Source organism: Deinococcus multiflagellatus (assembly GCF_020166415.1).
Taxonomy (GTDB): domain Bacteria; phylum Deinococcota; class Deinococci; order Deinococcales; family Deinococcaceae; genus Deinococcus; species Deinococcus multiflagellatus.
Genome location: NZ_JAIQXV010000001.1, coordinates 590,338 through 604,918 on the forward strand (window position 1 = coordinate 590,338; position 14,581 = coordinate 604,918).

The 14,581-nt window shown below is 66.6% G+C and carries 20 protein-coding genes; 8 read left to right on the plus strand and 12 right to left on the minus strand.

Annotation, left to right across the window (positions count from 1 at the left end):
• Positions 1-27: 27 nt before the first annotated feature.
• The 7 genes from K7W41_RS02895 to K7W41_RS02925 all read right to left on the minus strand — a co-directional run bounded on the left by K7W41_RS02895 (position 28) and on the right by K7W41_RS02925 (position 2,988).
• Positions 28-1,305, minus strand: a complete 1,278-nt coding sequence (locus K7W41_RS02895) for a recombination directionality factor (protein WP_224604492.1) — start codon at positions 1,303-1,305, stop codon at positions 28-30.
• Positions 1,302-1,502 carry a hypothetical protein gene (locus K7W41_RS02900; RefSeq protein WP_224604495.1) on the minus strand — a complete coding sequence of 67 codons (201 nt, stop codon included), beginning with the start codon at positions 1,500-1,502 and terminating at the stop codon, positions 1,302-1,304. Before K7W41_RS02900 ends, K7W41_RS02895 begins: the two co-directional genes overlap by 4 nt.
• On the minus strand, positions 1,499-1,678 hold the full coding sequence (locus K7W41_RS02905; RefSeq protein ID WP_224604500.1) for a hypothetical protein: 180 nt from the start codon (positions 1,676-1,678) through the stop codon (positions 1,499-1,501). The genes K7W41_RS02900 and K7W41_RS02905 overlap by 4 nt, the downstream gene beginning before the upstream one ends.
• Positions 1,675-2,058, minus strand: coding sequence for a hypothetical protein (locus tag K7W41_RS02910; RefSeq protein WP_224604503.1), 384 nt, complete (start codon positions 2,056-2,058; stop codon positions 1,675-1,677). The genes K7W41_RS02905 and K7W41_RS02910 overlap by 4 nt, the downstream gene beginning before the upstream one ends.
• Before the next feature lie 109 nt (positions 2,059-2,167).
• A complete protein-coding gene (locus tag K7W41_RS02915) occupies positions 2,168-2,419 on the minus strand; it encodes a hypothetical protein (RefSeq protein ID WP_224604508.1) in 252 nt (83 codons plus the stop codon).
• Between the two features lie 57 nt (positions 2,420-2,476).
• Positions 2,477-2,758, minus strand: a complete 282-nt coding sequence (locus K7W41_RS02920; protein ID WP_224604510.1) for a helix-turn-helix domain-containing protein — start codon at positions 2,756-2,758, stop codon at positions 2,477-2,479.
• Complete coding sequence (locus tag K7W41_RS02925) at positions 2,755-2,988, minus strand: helix-turn-helix domain-containing protein (RefSeq protein WP_224604513.1); 234 nt, start codon at positions 2,986-2,988, stop codon at positions 2,755-2,757. The genes K7W41_RS02920 and K7W41_RS02925 overlap by 4 nt, the downstream gene beginning before the upstream one ends.
• 205 nt (positions 2,989-3,193) lie before the next feature.
• Here K7W41_RS02925 and K7W41_RS02930 point away from each other — a divergent pair, with 205 nt between their 5' ends.
• From K7W41_RS02930 to K7W41_RS02945, 4 genes are read left to right on the plus strand one after another with little or no spacing between them, the layout of a single operon-like run.
• Positions 3,194-3,703 carry a helix-turn-helix transcriptional regulator gene (locus K7W41_RS02930; RefSeq protein ID WP_224604516.1) on the plus strand — a complete coding sequence of 170 codons (510 nt, stop codon included), beginning with the start codon at positions 3,194-3,196 and terminating at the stop codon, positions 3,701-3,703.
• Positions 3,700-4,368: an ImmA/IrrE family metallo-endopeptidase gene (locus K7W41_RS02935; RefSeq protein ID WP_224604519.1), complete on the plus strand. Its 669-nt coding sequence runs from the start codon at positions 3,700-3,702 to the stop codon at positions 4,366-4,368. Before K7W41_RS02930 ends, K7W41_RS02935 begins: the two co-directional genes overlap by 4 nt.
• Before the next feature lie 9 nt (positions 4,369-4,377).
• Positions 4,378-5,061 carry a hypothetical protein gene (locus K7W41_RS02940; protein ID WP_224604522.1) on the plus strand — a complete coding sequence of 228 codons (684 nt, stop codon included), beginning with the start codon at positions 4,378-4,380 and terminating at the stop codon, positions 5,059-5,061.
• Positions 5,062-5,121: 60 nt separating this feature from the next.
• On the plus strand, positions 5,122-6,351 hold the full coding sequence (locus K7W41_RS02945) for a tyrosine-type recombinase/integrase (RefSeq protein WP_224604524.1): 1,230 nt from the start codon (positions 5,122-5,124) through the stop codon (positions 6,349-6,351).
• A 598-nt stretch (positions 6,352-6,949) separates the two neighbouring features.
• On the opposite strand, the gene K7W41_RS02950 is transcribed toward K7W41_RS02945, so the two are convergent.
• Positions 6,950-7,297: an RNHCP domain-containing protein gene (locus tag K7W41_RS02950; protein ID WP_224604527.1), complete on the minus strand. Its 348-nt coding sequence runs from the start codon at positions 7,295-7,297 to the stop codon at positions 6,950-6,952.
• Positions 7,294-7,743, minus strand: a complete 450-nt coding sequence (locus K7W41_RS02955) for a hypothetical protein (protein ID WP_224604529.1) — start codon at positions 7,741-7,743, stop codon at positions 7,294-7,296. The genes K7W41_RS02950 and K7W41_RS02955 overlap by 4 nt, the downstream gene beginning before the upstream one ends.
• Positions 7,744-7,832: 89 nt before the next feature.
• On the opposite strand from K7W41_RS02955, the gene K7W41_RS02960 reads away from it, so the two are divergent.
• On the plus strand, positions 7,833-8,495 hold the full coding sequence (locus K7W41_RS02960; RefSeq protein WP_224604531.1) for an MOSC domain-containing protein: 663 nt from the start codon (positions 7,833-7,835) through the stop codon (positions 8,493-8,495).
• A 79-nt stretch (positions 8,496-8,574) separates the two neighbouring features.
• Here K7W41_RS02960 and msrA read toward each other — a convergent pair whose 3' ends face one another.
• Positions 8,575-9,126, minus strand: a complete 552-nt coding sequence (gene msrA / locus K7W41_RS02965) for a peptide-methionine (S)-S-oxide reductase MsrA (RefSeq protein WP_224604533.1) — start codon at positions 9,124-9,126, stop codon at positions 8,575-8,577.
• 241 nt (positions 9,127-9,367) lie between these two features.
• The gene (locus tag K7W41_RS02970) at positions 9,368-10,120 is read right to left on the minus strand and encodes a TSUP family transporter (RefSeq protein WP_224604534.1); all 753 of its coding nucleotides are present in this window, start codon (positions 10,118-10,120) and stop codon (positions 9,368-9,370) included.
• 73 nt (positions 10,121-10,193) lie between these two features.
• Between K7W41_RS02970 and K7W41_RS02975 the strand changes: the two genes are divergently transcribed.
• Entirely contained in the window at positions 10,194-11,300 is a 1,107-nt protein-coding gene (locus K7W41_RS02975) for a prephenate dehydrogenase (RefSeq protein WP_224604535.1), read from the plus strand.
• 228 nt (positions 11,301-11,528) lie between these two features.
• The gene (locus K7W41_RS02980) at positions 11,529-12,545 is read left to right on the plus strand and encodes an acyltransferase family protein (RefSeq protein WP_224604570.1); all 1,017 of its coding nucleotides are present in this window, start codon (positions 11,529-11,531) and stop codon (positions 12,543-12,545) included.
• A 190-nt stretch (positions 12,546-12,735) separates the two neighbouring features.
• Here K7W41_RS02980 and K7W41_RS02985 read toward each other — a convergent pair whose 3' ends face one another.
• Complete coding sequence (locus K7W41_RS02985) at positions 12,736-13,323, minus strand: TetR/AcrR family transcriptional regulator (protein WP_224604536.1); 588 nt, start codon at positions 13,321-13,323, stop codon at positions 12,736-12,738.
• A 46-nt stretch (positions 13,324-13,369) separates the two neighbouring features.
• Between K7W41_RS02985 and K7W41_RS02990 the strand changes: the two genes are divergently transcribed.
• The coding region (locus tag K7W41_RS02990) for a DUF418 domain-containing protein (RefSeq protein WP_224604537.1) at positions 13,370-14,581 on the plus strand (1,212 nt) is incomplete at its 3' end.

Genomic DNA, 14,581 nt, shown 5'->3' on the forward strand with positions numbered 1-14,581 from the left:
GCCAGCGCCGGCCAGCCCCAGCAGGCGTCAGGCCGTCAGGGCTTGCAGGCGGTCCAGCAGTTCAGCCGCTTTTTCCTCATCGGTGCGCCAGCCGTCAAATTCCGTGCTCAGGGCGTCGGTGTCTTTGCCAGCGGTCTTGGCGGCCGAGTAGGCGCGGCGGATGGCACCACACTGTGCCTCCCAACCCGCCGCCCACGCTTCGGCGCTGGCCAGCAGCACATCGGCCAGGGCCTGATCCGCGCGGTTCAGCACCTCGCTCAGGCTGTCCGTGACGTGTTCCGTGTCGCCCTGATAGTGGTACGCGGTCACGGCCGTGATCAGGCGGGCGCGGCCGGGCTGGTGCGCATACGGGGTGTTGTTCGTGATGGCGAAGTACTTGGTGCGCACGGCCGCCGCGTTGAAGCCGTTGGTCAGTTCCCGGGTCTGCCGCTCGGTGAGGGCCGGCGCTTCGTCCTGATCGGGGGTGATGACCTCGAAGGCGGCGTCGATCTCGTCCCCGTCCGGGGCGGGCAGCATCAGCTCTTCCCCACTCTTCAGCGCCTGGCTGAGCGTGGCCTGGAAGTTGCGGCTGGTCAGCTGCAGGCCCTGCGGGGGCTTCATGGTGAAGGTCCACACCGGGACGTTGCGGCGCTTGCCGTCGGGGCCGCTGACTTCACGGTTCACCAGTTGCAGGTCCAGCGGCACGCCGGAGATGCGGTCACCCGACATCTTCTTGATCAGTTTCCAGGTGTTCAGCAGGTTGTCCAGCGAGTTACGGCTGGTAAAGCGCAGGCGGTAGAAGCCCAGGCCGTCCGGGAACAGCACGCCGGGGCCCATGCTGCCGCCCTGTGGGTCTTTCAGGTCCCAGGCGGCCAGCACGAAATACACGTTCACCGTGACCTTGCAGCGCTTGCGCAGCGCGTCGTATTCGGGTGTGCCGGCGGGGTGCACTTTACGCTCACCCTTATCCGTGATCTCGGTGATGCTGTGCTGGTCCCCGAAGCAGAGCAGCCGAGAAGCGCTGTACTCGGCGAAGCGCATCTGCACCACGCTGTCCCAGTCATTGAAGGGGAAGGCGATGGTCAGCACCTTGCCGCCGCTGGCCGCGAGGGTGGCCGCCAAACCGGAGGCGCGGCCTTCCGGGTCATGCAGGCTGATCGTGCCGTCGCGGTTGATCGTGGGGTTGCTGGCGTTCTTCGCCTTGGCACCGGCGCTGATGGTGGCCAGCGCGTCGACGCGGGGCGTCACTTCACGCACACCGTTCTCGGCGTACACGTCCAGCAGCGTGATGTGCTCTTCGGTGCGGGTGGATTCGATGGCCGTCATGCGCTCAGCTCCTTTTTGGTGCGGGTGACGAGGCGGCACACCTGCAGCAGCGACATGACCGCCACGGTGAGCAGCACCGGGCAGGCCACGCGTTGCCACGCAGGCATCCGGGGACCGAAGTCAGGGGCGAGGGTCAGCAGCAGGCCGTAGGCACTCAGGCCCAGCAGCGTGAGCAGCAGGATGGGCAGCGGCTTCACAGCGCCTTCCCGCAACTGGGGCACACCAGCGTGCCGACGGCGCAGCCTTCCCCGCAGGTCCAGCACTGGCCTGCGCCGGGAGCGGTGGGGAGGTGGCGGCCACTGATGCGGCCCAGGCTGTACAGGAACAGCAGGGCGCCACCACTAACGGTCAGGCCAAGGATCAGGGCTTTCACAGATGGTCCTCGCAGTCGCGGCACAACGCGGCGTTCTCAGGGCGGGGCTGGCCGCACTGGCAGGGGGTGGTGGCCACGGTGGGCGCCGGCCGGGTGGCCGTGCCGCACTCCGGGCACGCGGGCAGTTCGGCGGCGTAGGGCATATGGCAGCCGGGGTTCAGGCACCAGACCGTGGGGCGGTACCCGGCGCGTTGCTCGATCTGTTCAATGCGGGCCTGCTGCTGGGCGCGCACCGCCTCGCGGTAGTGCTGGTAGTCGGGGTGATCCGGGCCCAGTTCCGCCATGGCGCCGGTGAGGCTGCGGCGCAGCGCACCGTTCTCGCGCAGGTCCGCGCGCAGCCACTCGATCTGCTGCAGGTTGCGTTCTGCGTGGCTGGTCATCCCAGCACCCCGGAGAGCGCGGCCAGGACCACGCACGCGGCGATGAGCACCGCCCCGACCAGCGGGCCGGTCAGGCGGGCGGTGCTGTGGACGCCAAAACGGTCGCGGTTCACGCCGCGCCGCCCTGGACGGTGACGGGCTGGAAGGGCACGGCCAGCACGCGGGCGGGTTTCACGGTGGAACGGACTTCCTTCAGATTCCAGCCGTCGCAGGTTTCCCCGTCGATGTCGGGGTGCGCAGCGTTGCAGCCGAAGCCCAGGCGGGTCAGGGGGTGCTTGTACCCACAGTCCTCGCACTGGAGGGCAATCACTCCGGCGGCTTTCAGGTTGGCGATCAGTTGGGCGCGTGTTACTTTGTTCATAGGATTCGCTCCTTTGCCGCGTTGACTTCTCAGGGTCAGGAACGCGGCTTTTTCGTTTCAGCGGCGGGTGTCCGCGCGCTGCCCACGCCCACGCGGGGCGGTCAGGGTGAGGTAGTTGGCGTGCGCTTCCGTGGCCTCGCGCTTGCGGGCGACGACGTAGGCGTCCAGGTCCGCGCGGGTGATGCGGGCCGGGCCACCGGAAAAGACGGTGATGGTGGGCAGCTGGCCCGCCTGAATGAGCTCGTAGACCTTGCTGCGGCTGATGCCGAGCAGCTGGCCCGCCTGCTCAGGCGTCAGCACCAGCAGTTCGGTGGGGGACAGAGCGCGGGCGGGGGTCATGCGGACTGAGCCTCTACATCTACCAGTGTATGTGTAGAACCGGGCAGAATCTTTTCCAGACGCATGAGGTTGATGCCGTTCGGGACGGATTGACCCCATTCCCAGCGGAAGTAGGTGTTCGTTGAGACGCTGAGCTTGCGGGCGATTTCTTCACCAGTGAACGCCTTCCCAGTTTCCGGGTTGACGGTTCGCTCGCGAAGTTCGCGAAGTGTAGAAGGCGTTTCTGGCATGGGTTCATTATTACACATATGTGTGTAACAGGCAAGACCTCTCCCGTCTTGCTTTGCCGCCGTCCTACACGGCTGTTTGTGGACTTGCCACACTTACACAGGTACGGTTAAAGCAACTTGTGTAAGCGTTGACGCGTAACGAAGGAGCATGTGGCAAGTGATGGTTCGTCCCCCTACTACCTCACCAACACCATCCCCGCTCACCTTGAAGCGGCTGGCCCTGCCTGATCGACCCTCTCAAGGTTGGGTCGCGAATCAGATTTCTGACCGTATCGGAGAGGTGATTGGACAGCAGGCAGTGAGTTATTGGGAGAACGGGAAGGTCAACCTGAAGAACGTCCACCCTCGCAAGTTGCGGGCCTACGCTGAAGTTTTACGCATCACGCCGGCTGAGCTGGCTGAAGCTGCTGGTTATGAGTTCGCAGAGCTGTTCCCTGATGAGCCGCCAGCTGCAAACGCTAGGTCAGCCGCTCTCAGTGCGGGCGCCATGGGTTACCGCATTCCCAAACAGCGCCCGGTCATTCCCGATGTGTTGAAAGAAGCCGCTGACCAGTACGGTGACCTGCCCATGTTCCAGGGCATCCGCGAATACCGCTGGCAGCATTTCATGGTCACCACCCCACGCAAGAAAACCCCGCAGGATGTCGAGGGCTGGCTACAGGAATTCCAAGCCCTCAAGGGGATGGGTTATGACCCTGAGGAACCAGAGGAATGATTGACCCAGACGTCTACAACCTCTTCGCCTACCAGAAAGCGAGGCATGACGAGGTTGAAAACGAAACGGACATGGAAAAGCTGCCGGAACGGCTGGGCTGCACCCTCGTTGAAGCGGATCAAAGTCGTCTGGTGGGCACTGAAATCCACGTCAAGCGGAAACAACATCCCCTGAGGCGTCGCAGTGACATTGCCCATGAGCTCAGTCACAAGCTGGCCCGGGAACGCGGGAAGCCTGAGTACCCCACCTATGAGGAAGTTATTCAGCACCGCCATTCCAGCGTGCCCAATATCAGAGCGCACGTGGAAAGCATCATTACGGTCGGTCAGGACGCCCTGCTGATTCCAGATGGAACGGTGCAGGAAGCCATCGAGCTGCACGGCCTGACCGCGCAGATGGTGTGGGTGCTGCACCAGGAACAGAAGGTGCTGCTGCATGAGGCGCTAAGGCGCGTGGTGCACCACAACCAAAACGCCCGCCTCGGCGGGTTTGTTGCTATCAAGGGCAAGATTCGTTACGCCTACTCATTCCGCTGGCACATGCCCTGCTGGATTGGTGACCCCATGCCTGACCCTGACGATGATTTCCAGGGAGAGGGCGTCTCGCTGTTTGAAGTCCCAGGTTATCCCAGCATGACAGTTGGCCTAGTTGTCATCGAAGAATAAGGAGATCAGATGAAAAGAATAGCTTCTGTCCTCTTGCTTTCCCTCTGGTCTTCTGCTTTTGCCCAAACGAAACTGCCATGCTCACAGACAACTTATTTCAAAATCATTGATGGAATTTTCTATGGGAGCATCCTTGATGTGACAGCAGAGGCATACATTTATGTGCCTGCAAAATTTCCGAATCCAGCGGAATACAAGGAATTTGGCCAACCGTACACTATGACGTGCTCTGGATTCAAAGCCACATCCAAAATGGGCACGTTCACTCTGACAGGTAATGTTCAGCAGAATTTTCAACGCCTGATTTCCTACTGGCGCGAGGGGCATCCAGATAGAACCAACTATGTGCCGGGAAAGATTGATCTGGCATTTGAAGGTGATTTTGTTTATGAGTCCATTCGTGAGGACTGGTATCAAGATCGTCTCGCGCTTCAGCTCAAAAATGGAAAACTGGTGATCAGCTACGAACCATACGCAGGCGTTCTTAGAGATGTTGTTGTAGGTTACCGAATCAATGGAGCCGCGTTAAAACCTGCCTTCTTTGAAGGTAAGATTAGCCCTATCCCGCATGATCAAAATGACATTGTCGAGCTTTACGTGAAGGGTCAACACGCGCAGTTCTCCTATATCAAAGTTGATTTCAAGAACAAGGGCATTACGATCAAGCACAACACGCCTTTCCCCGCCAAGTGAACCCTCCCCGTACCCTCTCCTACGCCTGCGTCAGCACGGTTATTCAAAGGAGCTTTCCCCATGGCTAAGCGCGCGAATGGTGAAGGCACCATCTTCTACCGTGAAGACAAGAAGATCTGGGGCGCTGAAGTCACCCTGGCCCGGCACCCCGGTACAGGGAAAATCACTCGGCGCACCGTCTACGGCAAAACTCAGAAGGAAGTTCAGGCGAAGATCAATCAGCTGAAGAAGGCCCAGGCTGAGGGCACCCTGCGCGCCCCGGACAGCACCACCGTCGAGGACTGGTCCAAGGAATATCTGGAGAACGCCAAGACCCGCCTGAAGGCCGGCACGTACCAGTCCTACGAGATGAACATCCGGCTGTACGTCCTGCCCTACCTGGGCAAGATCCGGCTGGAAAAGCTCACCGCCCGTGACGTGAGCGCCATGGTGAACGCCTTGGCCAAGGAAAAGGGCACGCGCACCAGCCAGTACGCCCGCACGCTGCTCAGCATGATGCTGAACTACGCGGTGAGCCTGGACATGCTGCCCCGCAACGTCGCCAAGAACACCCGGCCACCCAAGGCCCCACGCAAAGAGATGTCGTTTTGGGAGCCGGGCGAGGTCCGCACCTTCCTCAAGGCCATCAGCGGTCACCGCTTAGAGGCACTGTTCTACCTGGCGCTCACCACCGGTATGCGCAAGGCGGAACTGCTGGGCCTGCGCTGGAGTGACCTGCAGGGCGACACGCTCAGCGTGCGGCAAACCGTGGTGCGCGTGGCCTACACGCCCACCATTGAAACGCCCAAGACCGCTGCGGGCGTGCGTGACCTCGTGCTGGACCCGGACAGCCTGGACCAGTTGCGTGCCCGGCGCACCGCCTGGGAAGCGGAACGGGCGGCCGTGCTGGGGGCGGGCAGCGTCTGGCCGGACCATGACCTGATCTTCCCCGACCAGAACGGTGAGCCGCTCATGCCCTGGCGGATCGACTACCACTGGCGGACGCTTCGGGACGGCTGTGAAGTCTCCCCTATCCGATTCCACGATCTGCGGCATACCTACGCCTCACTGGCCATCGCCAGTGGCATGGACGTGCGGATGCTCGCTGAACGCCTGGGCCATGCGGACGCCAGCATCACCTTGAAGGTGTACAGCCATGTGCTGGCCAGTCAGCGCCGGCGCTCGGCGATTGGCCTGGGAAGTCTGTTGGAGACGGCGGAACGGACCTCACTCCGTACAGCAACGCGTACAGCAATCAGCACGGACGGGGCTGGACAGAGTTGGACGGGCGCGGATGAGAAGGCAGGCTGAGACGCTGTTTCTGGACGGGTATGGATGGGGGTGGACGGGGGGGCGCCGACTCAAAATCGAGCGGGAAACCGTAGGGGTTCGAGTCCCCTCACCGGCACCAGAAGAAAGAAGCTCCGTCCAAGGCGGAGCTTTTCTTGTTCTGAAGTGGGGCTGTGAAATCGAGAATCCAGCGAGTGGAGCAACTTGCATAGCAACGGACTTTCTACGAGTGTGGGGTGGGCCCTTAAGGCTATCTTTCCCTTCCCACTCCGGTACAACCAAACGCGCTGCCCGCGCCTGCCGCAGGATGTCCACCGTACTGCTGGGTAGCGGCAAGTGACGACCAGATCAAGGGTCGATGGCATCCCAGTCCCACCGACCTACAAAATCCATCATGCGCTGGGTGGAGGTGCCGAAATCTGGGAGATCAGCCAGAAAAGTCACTGCTGTCCATCCCCCCGGCCACAGTACAGGCGAGCAGTCTGGCAGAGCGGCACAAAAGAAGGGGGCAATCCTGCAAGCCCGCTGAAGCAGCCCAGCCCCTCTTGAAGCGGTCTACGCCCGGAACGTCCATGCAGGATGTACAGGAGGCGCGGCGGAATACCCGGGGCGCCGCCTGCTACCCCTGTCCGCTGCGGGCACTCAGGGCCACGATGGCGTCCCAGCTGTCGGGCTGCGCGGGGTCATCCAGCGCCGCGCGGTTGCGGCCCTGAAAACCGCACTTCTGGCAGCGGTGCAGCAGCACCCAGCCTTTCTTGCCACTCTGTTCCACACCCACCGGCCGCATCAGGCCGTGGCAGTCGCAGGCGCGGTCGCCGGGGAGGAGGTCCACATGCTTGCTGTGCAGGCACTGGGGGCAGTGGTTGCGCACGCTGCCGTTCTGCAGCGGCTGCACCTGGGTGCCGCAGTGGCCGCAGGTAAAGGCATTGTTCGTGCCCTGCACAGTAAAGCGCCGCTCGCCGCTCATGGCCGCCGCCGCGCCGCCCAGCGGCTGTCCAGAAACGCGCGGATACTGGGCGTGCCCACCAGCGCGGTGGCCAGGACCAGGTAGCCCAGACCCGCCACGCTGACCACCCAACCCCGCCACGACGCGCCGCCCGCCAGCATGCCCACCACAAAGACCAGCAGCCCGGCCACCATGCCAAAACTGACGGTCAGGCGCCACGCCCAGATGCTGCCGCGCCACACCATGCCCAGCAGAAAGGCGGTGGCAACCGCGTAGAGGCTCTGGCGCAGCGCCCCTTCTGTCTGCCCCTGCACCAGCCCGGCCACGAAGGGCAGCACCGTCAGCAGAAACAGCGCCCACAGCGTGGCCAGGGTCAGGGTGCGGCCCTGGGCCAGCTGTTCGGGGGCCACCGGCTCAGGGGTCGGCGGCTGAGGACCAGCGGGGGCGGGGCGGGCAGGCTTGCTCACGCCCGGTATTTCAGCACAGGGGCTCCCAGGACGGCCAGGACGGCGGTCACGCTGCGCCCCAGGGCGGGGCCTTTGCTACGCTGAGGGGCATGAACGAACTCCGGGTTACGGCGGTGTGCGTCGGTCAGCCCACCGCGCTCAAAGTGGGCGGGCGCGCCACCGTCACGGGCATTGACAAGCACCCCCTGCCGGGCCATGTGCGGGTCACGCGCGCCGGGCTGGACGGCGACCACGTCCTCAACCGCAAGCACCACGGCGGCCCGGATCAGGCGGTGTACGCCTACACCATGCCCGACTACGCCGCCTGGGCCGCCGAACTCGCTGCCCCCGCGCGCCCGGGGCTCTTTGGCGAGAACCTCACCCTCAGCGGGCTCTCCTCGGCCGAGGTGCGAGTGGGTGACCGATTGACGGTCCACGGCGTGGCGGGCGAAGTGGTGCTGGAAGTCACCGCGCCGCGCATTCCCTGCGGCACGCTGGCGGCGCATGTGCGCGAGGGGTCCTTTGTGAAACGCTTTGCTCGCATGCGCCGCCCCGGGCTGTACCTGCGCGTGCTGACCGAGGGCACGGTGGGCGCGGGCGACCCCGTCACGCACCTCCCCGGCGACCCAGCCGCCCCCACCGTGGGCGAACTGTTTGACGTGTACGTGGGGGAGCCCACCCTGACCCGCGAGGGCCTGGAGGCGTGGCTGGCCTTTCCCGTGGCCGAGCGCACCCGCCGCGATCTGGAAGGCCGCCTGAAAAAGCTGGGCTGAAGCAGAGGCTGGTCGCCCTGGGCGAAAGGGGGCGCAGGGCCTCCATGCCGGCCCCGCGCCCCCTCAGCGTTTGGGCTCCTTAACCCTTGAGCCGGTCAGCGTAGTACTGCCGCATCTTGGCCACCTTGGGGGCAATCACGGCCATGCAGTACGGCTGGCGCGGGTTGTTGGCGTAGTAGTCCTGGTGGTAGTCCTCGGCCAGATGGAAGGTGCTGGCGGGCTCGATGGTGGTCACAATGGGGCGGCCGAACACATCCTGCCGGGTCAGGTCCTCGATCACCTCGCGCGTCTGGGTTTCCTGCTCGGCACTGAGGGGAAACACGGCGCTGCGGTACTGGGTGCCCACATCGGCGCCCTGGCGGTTGAGGGTGGTGGGGTCGTGGGTGGCGAAAAACAGGCCCAGCAGATCCTTGAAGCTCACCTGCGCCGGGTCGAAAGTGATGCGCACCGCCTCGGCGTGGCCGGTCTGGCCGCTGCACACACTGCGGTAATCGGGGTTGGGGGTGTGGCCGCCAATGTAGCCGCTTTCCACTTTCTGCACGCCGCGCACGTCCTTCAGCACGGCTTCGGTGCACCAGAAGCACCCTCCGGCGAAAATGGCCTGCTGGGTTGGGCTTGAGGGAGTGGTCATAGCCCGCATCATGGCGCGTGGCCCGCCCGCAGACGGGGCGCAGGCGCACGGTTGGACCTAAGCCCTGGCACGTTCTGGCCTCACCGTCACATCCAGAGCCCCACCGGCTGTTCTCCACCGTCGGCGCTGTCCAAACCCGACGCCCAGACCTCCACCTGTGGGCCCTCTCTGCTCCACAATTCAGCAAGCCGCTCTGATCGAAAATGTTCGGTCAGGCGTTCCCGAACTGTTCCCAGCTGGCTTAGCGCCCAAAAAACAGCCGGGCAGCCACCAGCACCACGATCACGCCGTACACCCATTTCACGAAGGCGCTGCCGCGCAGCATCGCCATGCGCGCGCCCAGAAAGGCGCCCAGGGCGTTGGCCGCGCCCATCGGCAGGCCAAGCCACCAGACCATGTGGCCGCCCAGCAGAAACAGCCCAAACGCCCCCAGATTGGTGGCGAAGTTCAGGGTCCGCGCGTTGCCGCTGGCGCGCACCAGATTGAAGCCGGCCAGCGAGAACAGGAACATGGCAAAGGTGCCGGTGCCGGGCCCCAGAAAGCCGTCGTACATGCCAATGAGGAGGGTGCCGGGCAGGGTCAGGGCCAGGGTGCGGGCAGTGAGGCCCGGGTAGCGGTCTTCCAGGCCAAAGCGTTTGTTGATCAGCACCAGCGCGCCGACCCCCAGAATCACCACGCCCACCAGCGTGCGAAACAGCGCCGGGTCCACAAAGCGCACCAGAAAGGCCCCCAGCGCGCTGCCCAGAAGGGCCAGGGGAATCAGGCGCAGCACCAGGGGCCGCTCCACATGGCCGCTTTTCCAGTACTGCCATGTGGCGCTGCCCGAGCCGAAAATGGCCAGCAGCTTGTTGGTGGCCACCACCTGCGCCGGGCTGAGGCCCATCAGAAACAGCGTGGGCAGGGTGATGGTGCCCCCGCCGCCCGCCACCGCATCCAGAAAACCGGCGAGAAAGGCCAGGGGCAGGCCGTAGAGCAGCACTTCGGGACCAGGCACGCCGGGCACTGTAGCGCGGCGCGCGCCGGGCAACGGCGCGGCGGGCCGCCGGGGGCATGCTAGCCTCGCCCCCATGACGATCCCGCCCGCCGCGCCCGATTCCACCCCCTTTGGCACCGCTGTGGTGGCGGGCGTGGGGCTGATCGGGGGCAGCGTGGCCCTGGGGCTGCGCCAGCGCCTGCTGGCGAAAAAGGTGGTGGGCCTGGACAGCAGCATGGACGTGCTGCGCGAGGCCGAGGCCCTGGGCGTGGTGGACGAGGTGCGCGCTTCGGCGGGCGAGTGGCTGCGCGAGGCCGATCTGGTGGTGCTGGCCGCCCCCATGCGCGCCCTGGCCCCGCTGGCGCGCGACCTCGCGCCTTTTCTGAACCCGGGCGCCCTGGTGACCGATGTGGGCAGCGTGAAAGCGGGCATTGCCGCCGAGATGGAGCGGCTGGGCGTGCGCAACTTCGTGGCCGGGCACCCGATGGCGGGCAGCGAGCGCGGCGGGGTGACCCACGCCCGCGCGGCGCTGCTGGAAAACGCGGTGTGGGTGCTCACTCCTGGCGACCACACGCCCTTAACCGCCCTCAGCCGCGCCCGCGCGCTGGTCGAGGGCCTGGGCGCCGCGCCCGTGGTGATGCCCCCCGACGCCCACGACGCGCTGGTGGCGACCATCAGCCACCTGCCGTACCTCGCCAGCCTCGCCCTGACGCACATGGTGGCGCGCGACGAACGCCTGAGCCTGCTGGCCGCCGGGGGCTTCCGGGACCTGACGCGCGTGGCCAGCGGCGACCCCCGCATGAGCCGCGACATGGTGGTGGAAAACCGCGCGGCGCTGCGCGAGGCCCTGTCCAGATTCCGCCGGCAGCTCGACCGCCTGGAGGCCGATCTGGACGACCCCGAAGAACTGCTGCTGTGCGCCCAGGAAGGCAAGCGCACCCGCGACAGCCTGCCCGTGGTGCGCCGCAGCCTGCTGCCGCAGCGCCACGACCTTGTGGTGGCGGTGCCCGACAAACCCAACCAGATTGGCGCGGTCACGCAGGCGCTGGGGGCAGCCGGCGTCAACATTAAGGACATTGAGGTGCTGGCCATCCGCGAGGACGGCGGCGCCATTCGCCTAGGCCTGGAAAGCCCGGAGGACGTGGCGCGTGCCGCGGGCATCCTGACCGGCGCGGGCTTCGAGGTGCGCGGGCGGGGCTAAGCAAAGCCGGGGGGGCATGGACCCGCCCTTCCTGCTGAGTTCCTCTTTGCTTAACGTTCAGCAGTCCACTGAACCTGTGGCGGTACCGTGGGGCGTTCAATGGCTGACCCCGCCCCCGATCACCCGCCCTCTGCCTTGCCTGCCCCGGTGGCCCCTGTGCCCGCCGGGGCAGCGCCGCCGCAGGCCCCCGCGCCAGCCCCCGCCGCCCCCCGTCTCTCGGCCATTGACATGTTCCGGGGCCTGACCATTCTGGAGGTGGTGGGCCACCACACCACCGGCGTGGCCCTGCGCTCGCTGGACCCGGCCTCCACGGCCCACCTGCTGGTGCTGGTCCTGAACCGCACGCTGCATTTTGCGGTGCCGGCCTTCGTGTTTCTCTCGGCGGTGGTATTGACGCGCAGCCTGCTGAAGCGCTTTGAGCCGGGGCGCTATTTCTGGCGCCGCCTGACGCGCGGCGGCTGGCCCTACCTGCTGTGGAGCGCGCTGTATATCGTCTGGTACGTGTGGACCGGCCAGCGCGAGGCGAGCACCCTCACCGACCCGGAACGCTGGCGCGACTGGCTGCTGTACGGCAAGGCCAGCTATCACCTGTATTTCCTGCTGGTGGCGCTGGAGGTGTATCTGGTGCTGCCGCTGCTGCTCCCGCTGGCCCGGCGGCGCCCCAGCATCACGGCCGCGCTGCTGCTGGGGCTGGCACTGCAACTGGGCCTGTACCTTCTTAACCGCGAGGTGCTGCGCCTGCCGTTTCCGGCCAGCACGGTGCTGTGGTACATGCTGCCCATCACGCTGGGCGTGGCGGTGGGCGCGCGCCTGGACGACTTTCAGGCGTGGTGGCGGCGCCGCCGCTGGGTGCTGCTGCCGGTGCTGGCCCTGGCGTATGGCCTGTACCTGCCCGCCGCGCTGGCCTATGCCCGGGGCGAGAACGTGACCCCGGTGGTCTACAGCGGCCTGAGCTGGCTGTACACCAGTCTGGTGGCCCTGGGCCTGCTGGGCGCGGCTTTCCGGCTGGTGCGGACAGCGCCGCTGCGCGCGGCGGTGGGCCTGCTGGGCACCGTCAGCCTGCAGATTTACCTGATTCACCCAGCCGTGCTGCAGGCCCTGGAGCGCGCCCTGCCCCCGGACGGCCCGCCCGCGCAGGTGGCCCTGACCATGCTGGGCTACTTCGTGGTGGCGTTGCTGGGGCCTGCGCTGCTGGGCCGGGCCCTGCTGGGCACGCGCTTAAGTCCCTTGCTGTTCGGCCGGTAGAGGCGCCGCTTATACGGACGGCCGTCCATTTCCGGAACATCCAGAAACGAACGGGATGGTCCCCGCCTTCGGCGCTGTTCCAGCCCAATGCCCGGACATCCGCACCCTTTTCTTCTTCCTCTGCGGCGCAGCCCGGTCAGTCCGGCCGGAAAAATTCCGCCACACCTGACGGAATGTTTCGGAAGTCGTCTCAGCCGTTCGCCTTCTCCCCCACCCCGCCCAGCCAGGTGCGGAACACCAGCCCGGCGGCGTCGCGCGGGGCCACCGTCCCCGCCGCCACCTGTTCCCAGCAGACATAAATCAGCGCGTGCAGGGACGCCATCAGCCACGCGGCGGGCGGGCGGGGGCTCAGGAACCCCTGCGCCTGCGCGCGTTCCAGGGCGCCCAGCAGCGTGGCGTCCTGCGCGGCCGAGGCGCGCGTCAGTTCGGCGTCGCTGTCCAGTTCCGAGGCGCGCACCAGAAACATCAGGCGCGGGCCCAGCGGCACCAGCCGTTCAATCCAGCGTTCCAGCGTCTGCCAGGAGACAGCTGGCGGCGTCCCCGGCGCAAAGGCGGCGGCCAGCCCCACCTCTTCGTCCACGGCCCGCAGGTGGGCCAGGGCGTCCAGGGCCACAGCGCGCAGCACCGCTTCCCGGGTGGGGTACAGGCGGTGCAGGGTGGTGCGGCCCACACCCGCCAGCGCCGCCAGTTCGCCCAGGCTGGCCTGGGGCCGCTCCACCAGCGCCTGGGTCAGCACCTCTAAAAGGGGCGTTGGGGGGGCGCGGCGAGCTGGGCTCATGGCCAGAGCCTAGCGGGTGAGCAGCCCATCCTCTATGATCTGGAACATGATTGTTCCAAAAGAAACGAAGGTGGTTCAAGGTGGCCGTCAGCCCTTGCCGGACCAATTGCGCGGCCTGGCCCTGCTGGGGATCGTGTTCGTGAACATGCCGTACCTCGCCATGACCCACGCCGGCCTGACGCCGGCGCTGGTGCATTCCGGGCTGGACGGCGTGCTGGCGTGGCTGATCGTGGCGCTGGCGCAGGGCAAGTTTTACCTGCTGTTCTCGTTTCTGTTCGGCTACAGCCTCACCCTGCTGCTGCAGTCGCAGGCCCGGCCGGGCGACGGCCTGCGCCGCTACCGTCGCCGCCTGCTGGCGCTGGGGGTCCTGGGGCTGCTGCACGCCACGCTGCTGTTTGTTGGCGACATTCTGCTGAGTTACGCGGTGCTGGGGCTGGCGCTGCCGTGGTTTGCCGTGCGCCGCACCCGCACGGCCCTGCGGGGCGCCGCCGGCGCTTACCTCGTGGGGGCGGGGCTGCTGACAGTGGTGGCCCTGGGGTCGCTGGCGGCCGGGGCGGGCTCGGCAGGGCCGGGGTCGGGAGGGTTTGTGGAAGACGTCGCCGTGCTGGACCGCGCCGTGCAGGCCGGCGGGGTGCTACAGGCCGCCCACGCCCGCCTGAGCGCACTGCCCGGGGTGCTGCTGACCCTGGGCGTGCTGAACTGGTCGCTGGCCCTGAGCATGTTCCTGCTGGGGCTGGCGGCGGGCCGGCTGGGGGTCCTGCGCCGGCCCGAACGCTACGGCACCCTCTGGCGGCGCCTGCTGCTGCTGGGAGCGACCGTGGGTCTGCCCGGCGGCGCGGCCTCGGCGTGGCTGACCCTGAGCAGCGACGGGGCCCAGCAGGTGCTGGGGGTGGCCCTGGGGTTCATCACGGCGCCGGCCCTCACGGGGGCGTATGTGGCGCTGGCGGCCCTGAACCCGGGCGCGCGGGTGCTGCGGCTGGCAGCGCCGGCTGGGCGCATGTCGCTGACCGGCTACCTGGGCGAATCGCTGCTGCTGGGGCTGCTGTTTGCCGGCTGGGGCCTGGGCTGGTACGGGCAGCTGAGCCTCAGCGTCACGGTGCTGGTCACCCTGGGGGTGTGGCTGGCCCTGGAACTGTTCGCCCACCTGTGGCTGCGGCACTTCAGAGTCGGCCCGTTCGAGTGGCTGCTGCGGGCCTGGACCAACGGCCGCTGGGGCCCACTGCGGCGTCAGCCCCGGGTGCCGGCGAAAGTGCCGCGT